This is a genomic window from Streptomyces sp. NPDC030245, from assembly GCF_055572995.1.
The window spans coordinates 507,792-521,016 of sequence record NZ_JBVICF010000002.1 but is presented as its reverse complement, the minus strand read 5'-3'; the positions used below and the strand labels follow the sequence as shown (position 1 = coordinate 521,016).

Here is a 13,225-nt window from a genome sequence, read left to right as displayed (position 1 = left end):
CCCGCCGGGCCGGCGCGCCCCCCTTCCGCCCCGTGCCCGGCAGGTGACCGTCCTTCGCCCCCGGGTCCTGGAGACGCCCGGGGGGCGAAGCGCGGCGGCGCTCCGGGCCAGGAGCGCGCGGGTCAGGAATTGCCCTCGCCGGTGCGGCGGCGCGTCTTGTAGTACGCGGCACCGAGGGTGCCCAGGATCAGGGCGCCGCCGAGGGCGATCTCATGCAGGTCGAGTCCGCCGAAGCTGCCGCCGACACCGGCCTTGACGCCCTTCTGCGGGTTGTGGTGGGTGTTGCCGTCAGGGCGGGTGTTGCCGTCGGGGCGGGTGTTGCCGTCGGGGCGGCCGGTGGCGATGGTGAGGTCGGTCTTGTCGCTGCCGGGGTTGCTGCCGTTGCAGGTGAACGTCACCTCGTACATCGCGCCGGGCTTCGCGTCCCAGAACACGTGGGCGGTGGCGGACTTCTGCCCCTTGGGGATGGTGGTGTCGTCGAAGACGCCGGAGGAGACCTTGGTCTCGCCGTCGCAGCCGTCGACGTTGAGGGTGACCTGTCCGCCGGCGGCGACCGTCTTGGGGGTGATGCTGAAGCCGAACGCGGTCACGTTCTCCTCGCGCACGGGCGAGGACGCGGACGCGGATGCGGGCGGGGCGGTGAGGGCCAGGGCGGAAGCGGTGAGCAGGGCGGCCGAAGCGACGCGTATCGCGCGCATGATGAAATCCTCCGGGTCCACGAGGAGCAGCTGCGGACCTTCTTCCGCTGATGCCTGAAATGCACCTCGATGCCCGAAACGCTAGATAGGGGCCCGGGCCCGCGCGATCCGTGTCGCGCGAACGGGGCAACCGTGTGGGCCGGTCGAGGGAACGGGACGGCGTGGCGGCTTCACGTCCTCGCCGACGGTGGGGGTCACGTCGTTCGCCGACGACGGCCTCACGTGCTCGCCCGGCTCATGTCTTCGCCCGGCTCATGTCTTCTTCCATACGTGCGGTCCGCCCCGCCACTCGACGAGGTGCGGGTCGTCGAGCGCCATGTCGGCCTCGCCGAGCCCCGCGCGCCGCAGCAGCTCCGTCAGCTCGTGGTCGCTGTGTGCGACGCCCACCTCCCTGCCGCGCACGGTGACCCGTCGCCCGCCGTCGGCGGCGGGCGGATGGACGACGATCGGTGACTGCCAGGCCATGGCACCAGAGTGCGCCGTCCGAAGGCGCGGCGCAGCGCGGTTCACGGCCAACGCGCGTCGGCCCACGACATCCCGCGCGCTGACGGGCCTGCCGAGGGTGGGCTCTCTCGTGCCTCAACAGGTGCCCTACGCGCGGGAGTTGGCGTACTTTCAAGATCCCTGCCGTAGTGTGGTGCCGACCGCAACGGGAATCGCACGGGGGAATGATCGTGGAACAGGCGTCCCGGGCTGCTGACGCGGCCTCTCCGAAGGTCGTGGTGGTCGTCCCCACGTACGACGAACGGGAGAACCTGCCCCTCCTGGTCGGCCTGCTCAAGGAGCTTGAGCTGCCCAACCTCCACGTGCTCGTGGTCGACGACAATTCGCCGGACGGCACCGGCGACGTCGCGGACGGGATCGCGGCCACGTCGCAGGGCACGGTCACCGTCCTGCACCGCACCGAGAAGGACGGCCTCGGCCGCGCCTATGTAGCCGGCATGACCCGCGCCCTCGCCGACGGCGCCGACGTGGTCGTCCAGATGGACGCCGACCTCTCGCACCCGGCGCGGGCGCTCCCGCTCATGGTGCGCACCCTGCTCGCGGGCGGCGACGACCTGGGCGTCGTGCTGGGTTCGCGGTACGTGGCGGGCGGCGCGCTCGCCACCGAGTGGGCCTGGCACCGCAAGGCGCTCTCCGCCTGGGCGAACTTCTACGTCAACGCCGTCCTGCGGCTCGGCGTCAAGGACGCCACGGCGGGGTTCAAGGCGTGGCGCGCCACCGCGCTGAGGGCGATCGACCTGCCGTCGGTGCGGAGCAACGGCTACTCCTTCCAGGTCGAGACGAACTACCGCGCGATCCGCCGCGGTCTGCGCATCGTCGAGGTGCCGATCACCTTCGAGGAGCGCGCCAGCGGCGAGTCGAAGCTCAGCCTGCGGGTGCAGGCGGAGTCGGCGATCACCCCGTGGAAACTGCGGTTCGGCCGCCGGGGCGCGGGGAGCTGAGACGATCCGGCCGGGCTCCCCGCGCCCAAGGGCGGGGCGCGGTCAGCCGCCGAGACCCGGGAACAGCGCCCGGAACGGTTCCGCCGTCGCGGCGACGCCACGGCTGTAGGGCGCGTCGAAGTCCCAGATGAGGAAGAGCAGGAAGGCGAAGAGGGCGGAGAAGAGCCCCGCGAGGACCAGTTCGCGTGGTGTGCGGCGGATCTGGAGGGCGAAGAGCATGCCGATGGTGACCAGCCCCCCGGTGATCAGGCCGAACCAGACCACCGCGGGCATGGTCGCCCCGACACTGTCCGCGCGGCCGCTGCGCGCGTCGTCCGCGGCCGCCACCGAGTCGACCAGCGGCTGGTAGGCCTGCGCCTCGAAGTCCGACTTCGGCTCGTAGTCCGTCACGTCGTGCCGGACGCGGGCCAGGAGCTCCGCGCCGCGGTCGGTGAGTTCGTTCTTGGACCGCATGGTGTCCCACTCGGTGGTGACGACATGGCTGACATAGGTGTGGACATCGGCGCGAATCCGGTCACGGACCTCCTCTGGATAGATCCGCGCCCGCTCCGAGACCTCGTGCAGCGCCTGGGCCTCGAGGCGCACGTGTTCCTGCGCGGCGCCGCGCGCCTCCCAGACACCCGCGATGGCCAGACCGAGGACGATGGCGTACACGACACCGATCATCATCGTCATGTACTCGATCACGTCCGGGGTCTCGGACGCGTCGTAGTCCGCGCCGGTCCTGCGGTGGCGCAGCAGTGTCACGATGAGCACAACACCGCAAGCGGCCACCATCGCGAGGGTGAGAACAAGCCATTCCGACATGGAGACCTCCGGCGGTCAGCGCGGGCGGAGCGCGGCGACGGCGAGCACCGCGGGCGCCGTGATGAGCAGGGTGAGCGAGACGAGGGACGGACCGTGGCGGGGCGGCTGGGTGCGGCGCGGGCTCTTGTACTCCGGATATGTCACGGGTGCGGGGGATTTCGGGGGGCGGGCGGAGGGTTTGGGGTCGGGCTTCGGGTCGGGTGCCGGCGCGGCGGCGGGCGGAGGTGGCGGGGGCTGGGGTGCCGCGGGCCGCGCGGACGGCTCGGGCGGCGGCGCGGGAGCCGGTGGCGGGGGCGGCTCAGGGGCGGGCGGCTTCGGTGGCGGGGGTGGCGGCGGTGGCGGGGGAGGCGGCGGCGGCTTCGGTGGTGGGGGCTTCGGGTGGTGTGTGGGCCCGGCCCAGCAGCCGGCGCCGTCACCCGAGACGGCCACGTTGTCGCCGCCCGAGGCGCCGCCGCTCTGATTGACCGACGCGTACCCGCAGTTGTCGGCGGAGGCGGAGCCGGCGGCCGTCGACGCGGCGAGCAGCAGCGCGAGACCGACGAGCGCCAACACGCGGGCGACCAGAGGCGACAAGGCTCGTGGAGTTCCGTGCACGACGGGGAGCATGAGCCGCGCACGCCCTCGGCACGCCCGCGAGGCCCACGAATGACCCGAAGGAAGGACGCGCCCCCGACAGGGGTTCGACCGCGGGCGCCCCGCCCCTGCCACCCCGGGGCGCGCAAAGAATCTTGCGGCGGGGTTGAACGCGACGGCCGTCCCGACCCGTACCTAGGGCCATGTGTGACGCAACCGGGCGCCACAACACCTGTGCTGACACTGGGAGTCAAGGATGCTGCATCCAAGTGGGGGTTCCCCCCGATCCTGGCGGAACGCCTCGCTCGTAGCGACAGCCGCGGCCCTGCTGGCGCTGACGACGGCGTGCGGTCAGGAGAAGGGCGACCAGTCTCCGAACGGGCAGAACGTGGGCAACGAGGCACCGGCGAAGAGCGACGGCTACGGCGCGGGCGACGGCTACGGGGAGGACTCCGGCGCCGCGGACAAGGGCGCGGGCGCCAAGGCGAAGTCCGCGGGACAACTCGCCGTGTGGGACAGCAAGAAGCTCGGCAAGGTCGTCACCGACAGTGCGGGCTTCACCCTCTACCGCTTCGACAAGGACACCGCCCAGCCGCCCAAGTCCACCTGCGACGCGGCCTGTCTGAAGGCCTGGCCCGTCGTCGCGGCCGACGGCTCCAAGGCCCCGCCGGGAGTCGACGCGTCCCTGCTCGGCGAGGTCACCGCCACCGACGGCACCAAGCAGCTCACCATCGACGGCTGGCCGATGTACCGGTTCGCGAAGGACACCGAGCCCGGCGACGCCAAGGGGCAGGGCGTGGGCGGCACTTGGTTCGCCGCCGCCCCCGACGGCAAGAAGGCCGCACCGGCGGCCGACACCGCCCCCGCCGACCTCGCGGGCCTGTCCACCCGCAAGGACCCGAAGCTCGGCGAGATCGTCGTCGACAAGAACGGCATGACCGTCTACCGCTTCACGAAGGACTCCGCCTGGCCGATGAAGTCGGCGTGCACCGGCGCCTGCCTAGACAAGTGGCCCGTCGTGGAGCCCGTGGACAAGAACACCACTCGAGGCATCCTCAAGAAGGGCTTTACCGTGTTCAACCGGCCCGACGGCAAGAAGCAGCAGACGATCGACTGCTGGCCGCTGTACACCTTCGCCGGCGACAAGAAGCCCGGCGACACCAACGGCCAAGGAGTGGGCGGCACTTGGTACGCCGCGAGCCCCACCGGCAAGACGGTGGGCGCTCCCTAGCCCGCCCGCACGGCATTCGGACGAACCGGCCCGTCTCCTCCCATATCACAGGGAGGGGGCGGGCCGGTCGTCCTTGTGGGATACGGCACTTGCCAAAGGCAGTGACCGAGAACGGACGACCAATTTCCGGTTTGACTCGCTCCCTTGGCGGACGATCAGTAGCCTCACCCTCGAACACCGGATCGCCTCTGCCGCCCCCTACGTCTTGGAGTCTTGATGGAGCGTCCCGCCTGGGCACCGCCGGGCATCGACATCTCGATGCCCAGCGTCTCCCGCATCTACGACTACTACCTGGGCGGTTCGCACAACTTCGAGGTGGACCGGGAGGCGGCCCGCGAAGCCATGGAGCACATGCCGGGGCTCCCGAAGATCATGCAGGCCAACCGTGCCTTCATGCGGCGCGCGGTGCGCCACGCCGTCGCGGAGGGCGTCACCCAGTTCCTCGACATCGGCTCCGGCATCCCGACGTTCGGCAACGTCCACGAGGTGGCGCGGCAGGCCACCCCCGAGGCCCGCGTCGTGTACGTGGACCACGACCCGGTCGCCGTCGCCCACAGCCGCAGCGTGCTCGACGGCACCGAGGGGACCGCGGCACTCGCCGCGGACCTGCGCAAGCCGCAGGACATTCTGGGCAGTTCGGAGGTCGCCTCGGTCCTCGACCTGGACCGCCCGGTGGCTCTCCTCCTCGTCGCCGTCCTCCACTTCGTCGAGGACGCGTACGATCCTTACGCGGCGGTCGCCGAGCTGCGGGACGCGACCGCGCCCGGCAGCCTCGTCATCCTCAGTCACGCCTCGTACGAAGGGATTCCCGTCCCCCCCGAGCAAGCCGGCCGGACGGTCGGGGTATACAAGGACATCCGCAACCCACTGATCATGCGCTCGCGCGACCGGATCGCGCGGTTCTTCGAGGGGTACGACATGGTGGAACCCGGCCTGGTGCCGATGCCGCACTGGCGGCCCGACACCGCGCCCGAGGAGGAGGACCCGTACTCCTTCTCGGGCTTCGCTGGCGTGGGACGGAAGCGTTGAGCGGCGAGCAGGACGGACCCGAGGACAGACTCCGCAGGTTCGCCACCATCTGGAGCCGTGCGATCTTCCCCGTCACGGCCACCTCGCTGACCCGTCCCGAGTTCGAGCGGCAACTGGTGCCGCTCGCCAGGCGGTTGAACGACGCGCTCCAGGAGCGGGTCTTCGACGCGGCCGAGAGCCAGGCCGTCGGCGCCGCGCTCGTCGCCACGCACTGCACCGACCCCGAGGCCCTCAGCCGCACCCTCGACTGCGTCGACGCCTACCTGGTCCTGTACTGCGGCGGCGAAGGCTCCCAGGAGGCGCTGCGGGCCCGCTCCGCGCGCATCCAGCACGCCATGGCCGCGGGCTTCGCGCGGGCGCTGCGGGAACGCACCCTCGCCGAGCAGGAGGCGATCTCCCGCGCCGCCCTGAGCGCGCGCAGCGCCGTCGCCGAGGCCCTGCACGCCAGCGAGGCACGGTTCAGGGCCGTCTTCCACGGCGCCGCGATCGGCATCGGGATAGCGGACCTCGAAGGCCGCATCCTGGAAGTCAACGACGCGCTGATCCGCATGTTCGGCGGCCTGGAGCACCAGCTCCGCGGGCGCAACGTGGGGGAGTGGACGCACCCCGACGACTCGCCGCACGTCTGGAAGCTGTACGAGGAGCTCGTGCGCGGCGAGCGCGAGCACTACCGCGTGGAGAAGGCCTTCTACCGCCCCGACGGCACGGTCCTGTGGACCAACCTGACCGTGTCGCTGCTGCGCGACGCCGACGGGGTCCCGCAGTACCAGCTGGCGCTGATGGAGGACACCACCGAGCGCCGCCTGCTCAACCTCCGCCTGCGGTACGAGGCGACGCACGACGCGCTCACCGGCCTGCCCAACCGCACCCTGTTCTTCGAGCGCCTGGAGAAGGCGCTCGCGGCGGGCGCGGACGCCCGCTTCGGGCTCTGCTACCTCGACCTCGACGGCTTCAAGACCGTCAACGACAGCCTCGGCCACGCGGCCGGCGACCGGCTGCTCGTCGAGGTCGCCGACCGGTTGCAGTCCTGCGCGACCGCGCCCGGCGAGATGGTGGCCCGGCTCGGCGGCGACGAGTTCGTGGCGCTCACCACGGGACCCGACACCGAGACCGAGGTGGACGAGCTCGCCGGACGCATCATGAACGCGCTCGCCGCCCCCATCCGCGTCGACGGCCGCGAGCTGACCGTGCGCGGCAGCATCGGCATCGTGGAGGGCCCCGCGGGCGAGCGCGGCGCCGCGGAGGTCCTGCGCAGCGCCGACATCACGATGTACCGCGCCAAGTCCGCGGGCGGCAACCGCTACGAGCTCGCCGACCCCGAGGCCGACGCGCGCGCCATCACCCGGCACGGACTGACCACCGCGCTGCCCACCGCCCTGGACCGCGGCGAGTTCTTCATCGAGTACCAGCCGCTCGTGCACCTCGCCGACGGCAGCGTGCGCGGCGCCGAGGCGCTGGTGCGCTGGCTGCACCCGCAGCACGGCGTCATCGGCCCGGACCGCTTCATCCCGCTCGCCGAGCACACCGGCCTGATCGTGCCCCTCGGCCGCTGGGTCCTCGCCGAGTCCGTGCGTCAGGCCCGCCTGTGGGAGGCGCGCACCCTCGACGGGGCGGCTGCCGCGGGCCCCCTGCGGGTCAACGTGAACCTCTCACCCATGCAGCTGACCCACCCCGGCCTGGTCTCCGACACGGTCGACATCCTGGAGCGCGAGGGACTCGAACCGGGCGCGCTCTGCCTGGAGGTCACCGAGTCCGCTCTGATAGGAGCCGACGACGACCTGCTCAAGCCGCTGCGCAGGCTCGCCGAGATGGGCGTGGACATCGCGCTCGACGACTTCGGCACGGGCTACTCCAACCTCGCCAACCTGCGCCGCCTGCCGGTGAGCGTGCTCAAGCTCGACCGCTCGTTCACGCAGGGCATGCAGCACTTCCCCGCCGACCCCGTCGACCTGAAGATCGTCGAGGGGATCGTCGCGCTCGCGCACAGCCTCGACCTCGCGGTCACCGTCGAGGGCGTCGAGACGGGCGCGCAGGCGGACCAGCTGCGGGAGCTCGGCTGCGACACGGCACAGGGCTGGTACTACGCCCGTCCGGGCCCGCCCGACCGGCTGCACGAGCTGGCCCTCGCCGACGCGACGGGCTGACCCGTGATCCGCTGGACGTACGCCTTCATCGACCGGCCCCGGGACCGCTTCCCCCGCGCCTGCGCCTTCTGGACCGCGGTCACCGGCACGCGCCTGTCGGAACCGCGGGGCGCCGACGCCGAGTTCGCGACGCTGCTGCCGCGCGCACCCGCCGACGCGTGCGTGAAGGCGCAGGCCGTGGCCGGGTCCGGCGGCGCGCACCTGGACCTCGCGGTGGACGACGTCGCCGCGACGGCGCGGGCGGCCCGCGGCCTCGGCGCCGCGGCGGTGCACGCGGAGGAGGGCCTCGAAGTCCTGCGCTCACCGGCCGGGCAGCTCTTCTGCGTGGTGCCCTGGGCGGGCGAGACGGCGCGTCCGGCGCCGGTCGCGGCGCCCGGCGGCGCGGTCAGCCGCCTGGACCAGGTGTGCCTGGACGTGCCCCCGGACGCGTTCGAGGGGGAAGTCGCTTTCTGGGCGGCGCTCACGGGGTGGGAGTCCAGTGCGAGCGCACTCTCCGAGTTCCACCGTGTGCAGCAGCCTCCCCACCTCCCGATCCGGCTCCTGTTGCAGCGTCTCGGCCCGGACGGGCGCGCCGGGGCCCACCTCGACCTGGCCTGCTCGGACCCGGACGCGGTGCGCGCCTGGCACGAGAGCCTCGGCGCGGTCCTCGTGGCGCGCGGCGCGAACTGGCTCGTGATGCGGGACCCGGCGGGCGGCACGTACTGCCTGACGGGCCGTGACCCGGAGACGGGCAGGGCGCGGGCGCGGGGGAGCGCCGGGTGACGGCTCCCGTCGGGGGCTCAGCGTGCCAGCAGCATCCGCTGGAGTTCGCGAGCCGCCCGCGGGGGCGCGACGTCGCTGCGGTGGGCGAGCGCGATCGTGCGGTGCAGGCTCGGGCCGGCCAGCGGTGTCATCCGCAGGCCGGATCCTGAGCGCTCCGCGACCATGCGCGGGACGACCGCCACGCCGAGCCCGGCCCGCACGAAGCCGAGCACCGCGTCCATCTCGCCGCCCTCCACCGCGAAGTCGGGCTCGAACCCCGCGGCGCGGCAGGCGGTGACGGTGAGTTCCCGCAGGTCGTAGCCGTGCCGGAACATCACGAGGCGCTCGCCCTCCAGATCCGCGATCCGGACCGATCCGCCGAGGCCCCGCCGGTCCGGCGAGGAGACCACGACCAGGTCCTCGCGGAGCAGTTCCACGGTCGTCAGGGCCGGTGACGGCGACGGCAGCGGCAGCACCACCAGCGCCAGGTCCAGCGCGCCGCGCGCCAGTTCGCGTACGAGATCGTGGGAGCCGCCCTCCTCGATGAGGAGCTGGATGCCGGGGTGGCGGTCGTGGAAGGCGCGGAGCACGTCGGGCAGCAGGCCCGTGCAGACGCTCGGTGTGGCGCCGAGGCGGATGCGGCCGCGCCGCAGCTGCGCCAGCTCCTGCACCTCGATCCGGGCCGTGTCCGCGTCGGCGAGGATCCGGCGGGCCAGCGGCAGCAGCGCCTCGCCCGCGTCCGTGAGGGTGATGTTGCCGCGCGCCCGGCTGAAGAGCTCCGCGCCCAGCTCCTTCTCCAGCGCCCGGATCTGCTGCGAGAGCGACGGCTGGGAGACGTGCACCGCCTCCGCGGCCCGCGTGAAGTGCCGGGTCTCGGCGACCGCGACGAAGTAGTGCAGCTGCTGGAATTGCATAACCGCAGGATACGGCCTTCGATAGGGAGAGACTATGGAGATGAGCCGAACCATCTCTTGGACCGATGAGGACTTTCGGCCTTAGCGTCAGTGACATGGCTCTGGCAACGCGGACGGACAAACGACCGTCCATGACCCGCACGCTGTGGGACTCCACCATCGGCAAGAAGACGGTGATGGCGGTGAGCGGCCTGATCATGCTGCTCTACCTGTTCCTGCACATGATCGGGAACCTGAAGATCTTCTTCGGCCCGGCGGAGATCAACCACTACGCGCACTGGCTCCGCACCGTCGGCGAGCCCTTCATGCACTACGAGTGGACGCTCTGGCTGCTCCGCGTGGTGCTCGTCGTCGCCGTCGTCGCGCACGCCACCGCCGCGTACCAGCTGAGCCGCCGCGACATCAGGGCGCGCCCCACCCGGTACGTGCACAAGAGGCGCGAGGCGAGCTTCGCCACCCGCACCATGCGCTGGGGCGGCATCATCCTCGCCCTCTTCATCGTCTGGCACATCCTCGACCTGACGACCGGCACCGTGCACCCGGGCGAGTACCAGCACCTGCACCCGTACCAGAACATCATCGACACCTTCTCCACCTGGTACGGCAACGTCATCTACATCGTCGCCGTGGTCGCCGTCGGCCTCCACGTGCGGCACGGACTGTGGAGCGCCGCACAGACCCTGGGCGTGGGCACCGCGACCCGCGACCGCGTCCTCAAGCCCCTGGCCAACGGCCTCGCCGCGGTGCTGACCGTGGGCTTCGTCTCCGTACCCGTGGCCGTCATGACCGGACTGGTGAGCTGACCCATGAATCACTCCAGTGAGTACTCCGCGTACACGACGGGAGAGCCGCTCGTCGACACCAAGGCCCCCAGCGGGCCGATCGCCGAGCGCTGGGACACCCGCCGCTTCGAGGCGAAGCTGGTCAACCCGGCCAACCGCCGCAAGCAGACCGTGATCGTCGTCGGCACCGGCCTGGCCGGCGGCTCCGCCGGAGCCACCCTCGCCGAACAGGGCTACCACGTCGTCCAGTTCTGCTACCAGGACTCCCCGCGCCGCGCCCACTCCATCGCCGCGCAGGGCGGCATCAACGCCGCGAAGAACTACCGCAACGACGGCGACTCCGTCCACCGCCTCTTCTACGACACCGTCAAGGGCGGCGACTTCCGCGCCCGCGAGTCCAACGTGCACCGCCTCGCGCAGATCTCCGTCGAGATCATCGACCAGTGCGTCGCGCAGGGCGTGCCCTTCGCCCGCGAGTACGGCGGCCTCCTCGACACCCGCTCCTTCGGCGGCGTCCAGGTCTCCCGCACCTTCTACGCGCGCGGCCAGACGGGGCAGCAGCTGCTCCTCGGCGCCTACCAGGCGCTCAGTCGGCAGATCGCCGCGGGGAACGTGGAGATGCACCCCCGTACGGAGATGCTCGACGTCATCGTCGTCGACGGGCGGGCGCGCGGCATCGTCGCCCGCGACCTGATCACAGGGAAGATCGACACCTACTTCGCGGACGCCGTCGTCCTCGCCTCCGGCGGCTACGGCAACGTCTTCTACCTGTCGACCAACGCCATGAACTCCAACGCCACCGCCGTGTGGCGGGCCCACCGGCGCGGCGCCTACTTCGCCAACCCCTGCTTCACCCAGATCCACCCCACCTGCATCCCGCGCACCGGCGACCACCAGTCCAAGCTGACGCTGATGAGTGAGTCGCTGCGCAACGACGGACGCATCTGGGTGCCGAAGGCGCGCGGCGACCAGCGGCCGCCGAACGAGATCCCCGAGGACGAGCGCGACTACTACCTGGAGCGCATCTACCCCTCCTTCGGCAACCTCGTCCCGCGCGACATCGCCTCGCGCGCCGCGAAGAACGTGTGCGACGAGGGCAGGGGAGTGGGCCCCGGCGGGCAGGGCGTCTACCTCGACTTCGCCGACGCGATCCAGCGCATGGGCAGGAAGAAGGTCGAGGAGAAGTACGGCAACCTCTTCGACATGTACGAGCGGATCACCGCGGAGAACCCGTACGAGGTGCCGATGCGGATCTACCCCGCCGTGCACTACACGATGGGCGGCCTCTGGGTCGACTACGACCTCCAGACCACCGTCCCCGGCCTCTTCGCCATCGGCGAGGCCAACTTCTCCGACCACGGCGCCAACCGGCTCGGCGCGAGCGCCCTCATGCAGGGCCTCGCCGACGGCTACTTCGTCCTGCCGTCCACCATCAACGACTACCTCGCGCGCAACCCGCACAAGGACGAGGTGAGCGACGAGCACCCCGTCGTCCAGGAAGTCCTCGCCGAGACCGAGGACCGGCTGAACCTCCTCCTGTCCGTCGACGGCGACCGCACCCCCGACTCCTTCCACCGCGAACTGGGCGAGGTCATGTGGGAGTTCTGCGGCATGGCCCGCACGGAGAGCGGCCTGCGCAAGGCCCTGGAGCGCATCCCGCAGATCCGCGAGGAGTTCTGGCGCCGCATCAAGGTGCCCGGCACCGGCGAGGAGTTCAACCAGTCCCTTGAGAAGGCCAACCGCATCGTCGACTACCTCGAACTCGCCGAGCTGATGTGCCTCGACGCCCTGCACCGCGCCGAGTCCTGCGGCGGCCACTTCCGCGAGGAGTCCCAGACGCCCGACGGCGAGGCCGCCCGCCGCGACGAGGAGTTCTCCTACGCCGCCGCATGGGAGTTCACCGCCACCGGCGAGGCCCCCGTCCTCCACAAAGAAGACCTCGTCTTCGAGTACGTCCACCCCACTCAGCGGAGCTACGCATGAAGCTCACCCTGCGCGTCTGGCGCCAGAAGAACGCCGACGCCGACGGCGCGATGTCCACCTACGAGGTGGACGGCATCTCCTCCGACATGTCCTTCCTGGAGATGCTCGACACCCTCAACGAAGAGCTCATCGTCAAGGGCGAGGACCCCGTCGCCTTCGACCACGACTGCCGCGAGGGCATCTGCGGCGCCTGCTCGCTCGTCATCAACGGCGACGCGCACGGCCCCGAGCGCACCACCACCTGCCAGCTCCACATGCGGTCCTTCCAGGACGGCGACACGATCGACATCGAGCCGTGGCGCGCCGCCGCCTTCCCGGTCGTCAAGGACCTGGTGGTGGACCGCTCCGCCTTCGACCGCATCATCCAGTCCGGCGGCTACATCAGCGCCCCGACCGGCTCCGCCCCCGAGGCACACGCCGCCCCCGTGCCGAAGCCGGACGCGGACTTCGCCTTCGAGCACGCCGAGTGCATCGGCTGCGGGGCGTGCGTGGCGGCCTGCCCCAACGGGTCGGCCATGCTCTTCACCTCGGCCAAGGTCAACCACCTCAACGTGCTTCCGCAGGGTGCGCCCGAGCGGGAGACCCGGGTCCTCGACATGGTCGCGCAGATGGACGCGGAGGGCTTCGGCGGCTGCACGCTGACCGGCGAGTGCGCGACCGCCTGCCCGAAGGGCATTCCGCTGCCGTCCATCGCCGCGATGAACAAGGAGTGGCTCCGGGCCACGCGGAAGGTGCGTCGATAGTTCTTCTGATTCGGGTGCGGGTTTTCTGTGGCTGGTCGCGCGGTTCCCCGCGCCCCTGACAGGGCGCTTGACTACCCGGCATGCATCCTGGAGCGTACGACCCCGCAAGGACGGCCGTCGTCAGCGCCGACGGGT

General features: G+C 71.5%; 13 protein-coding genes. 8 read left to right on the top strand and 5 right to left on the bottom strand.

The features are described from left to right. Positions 1–122: 122 nt before the first annotated feature. Entirely contained in the window at positions 123–698 is a 576-nt protein-coding gene (locus ACZ4Z4_RS06820; RefSeq protein WP_468323204.1) for a hypothetical protein, read from the bottom strand. Positions 699–950: 252 nt separating this feature from the next. Then, on the bottom strand, positions 951–1,163 hold the full coding sequence (locus ACZ4Z4_RS06815) for a hypothetical protein (protein WP_468323201.1): 213 nt from the start codon (positions 1,161–1,163) through the stop codon (positions 951–953). Between the two features lie 203 nt (positions 1,164–1,366). On the opposite strand from ACZ4Z4_RS06815, the gene ACZ4Z4_RS06810 reads away from it, so the two are divergent. Then, on the top strand, positions 1,367–2,143 hold the full coding sequence (locus ACZ4Z4_RS06810) for a polyprenol monophosphomannose synthase (protein WP_468323198.1): 777 nt from the start codon (positions 1,367–1,369) through the stop codon (positions 2,141–2,143). A gap of 42 nt (positions 2,144–2,185) precedes the next feature. Here the strand turns inward: ACZ4Z4_RS06810 and ACZ4Z4_RS06805 are convergent, their stop codons facing one another. Both ACZ4Z4_RS06805 and ACZ4Z4_RS06800 read right to left on the bottom strand, forming a co-directional pair. Further along, a complete protein-coding gene (locus tag ACZ4Z4_RS06805) occupies positions 2,186–2,950 on the bottom strand; it encodes a bestrophin-like domain (RefSeq protein WP_468323195.1) in 765 nt (254 codons plus the stop codon). 15 nt (positions 2,951–2,965) lie between these two features. Continuing rightward, the gene (locus ACZ4Z4_RS06800; protein ID WP_468323192.1) at positions 2,966–3,523 is read right to left on the bottom strand and encodes a hypothetical protein; all 558 of its coding nucleotides are present in this window, start codon (positions 3,521–3,523) and stop codon (positions 2,966–2,968) included. Positions 3,524–3,779: 256 nt separating this feature from the next. Here ACZ4Z4_RS06800 and ACZ4Z4_RS06795 point away from each other — a divergent pair, with 256 nt between their 5' ends. From ACZ4Z4_RS06795 to ACZ4Z4_RS06780, 4 genes are all read left to right on the top strand, one after another. Then, on the top strand, positions 3,780–4,754 hold the full coding sequence (locus ACZ4Z4_RS06795; RefSeq protein WP_468323189.1) for an SCO0930 family lipoprotein: 975 nt from the start codon (positions 3,780–3,782) through the stop codon (positions 4,752–4,754). 216 nt (positions 4,755–4,970) lie between these two features. Continuing rightward, complete coding sequence (locus ACZ4Z4_RS06790; RefSeq protein WP_468323186.1) at positions 4,971–5,783, top strand: SAM-dependent methyltransferase; 813 nt, start codon at positions 4,971–4,973, stop codon at positions 5,781–5,783. Then, positions 5,780–7,927: a putative bifunctional diguanylate cyclase/phosphodiesterase gene (locus ACZ4Z4_RS06785; RefSeq protein ID WP_468323183.1), complete on the top strand. Its 2,148-nt coding sequence runs from the start codon at positions 5,780–5,782 to the stop codon at positions 7,925–7,927. Before ACZ4Z4_RS06790 ends, ACZ4Z4_RS06785 begins: the two co-directional genes overlap by 4 nt. 3 nt (positions 7,928–7,930) lie before the next feature. Beyond that, positions 7,931–8,689 (top strand): VOC family protein, encoded by a 759-nt coding sequence (locus ACZ4Z4_RS06780; protein WP_468323180.1) that lies wholly within the window; start codon positions 7,931–7,933, stop codon positions 8,687–8,689. A 17-nt stretch (positions 8,690–8,706) separates the two neighbouring features. On the opposite strand, the gene ACZ4Z4_RS06775 is transcribed toward ACZ4Z4_RS06780, so the two are convergent. Beyond that, complete coding sequence (locus tag ACZ4Z4_RS06775; RefSeq protein ID WP_468323178.1) at positions 8,707–9,582, bottom strand: LysR family transcriptional regulator; 876 nt, start codon at positions 9,580–9,582, stop codon at positions 8,707–8,709. 95 nt (positions 9,583–9,677) lie between these two features. Here ACZ4Z4_RS06775 and ACZ4Z4_RS06770 point away from each other — a divergent pair, with 95 nt between their 5' ends. Genes ACZ4Z4_RS06770 through ACZ4Z4_RS06760 form a run of 3 tightly spaced genes read left to right on the top strand, consistent with a single transcriptional unit; the run spans position 9,678 to position 13,090 of the window. Further along, positions 9,678–10,385: a succinate dehydrogenase gene (locus ACZ4Z4_RS06770; RefSeq protein ID WP_468323175.1), complete on the top strand. Its 708-nt coding sequence runs from the start codon at positions 9,678–9,680 to the stop codon at positions 10,383–10,385. Positions 10,386–10,388: 3 nt separating this feature from the next. Continuing rightward, a complete protein-coding gene (locus ACZ4Z4_RS06765) occupies positions 10,389–12,347 on the top strand; it encodes a fumarate reductase/succinate dehydrogenase flavoprotein subunit (protein WP_468323173.1) in 1,959 nt (652 codons plus the stop codon). Further along, entirely contained in the window at positions 12,344–13,090 is a 747-nt protein-coding gene (locus tag ACZ4Z4_RS06760) for a succinate dehydrogenase/fumarate reductase iron-sulfur subunit (protein ID WP_468323170.1), read from the top strand. The genes ACZ4Z4_RS06765 and ACZ4Z4_RS06760 overlap by 4 nt, the downstream gene beginning before the upstream one ends. The last annotated feature ends 135 nt before the right edge of the window (positions 13,091–13,225 follow it).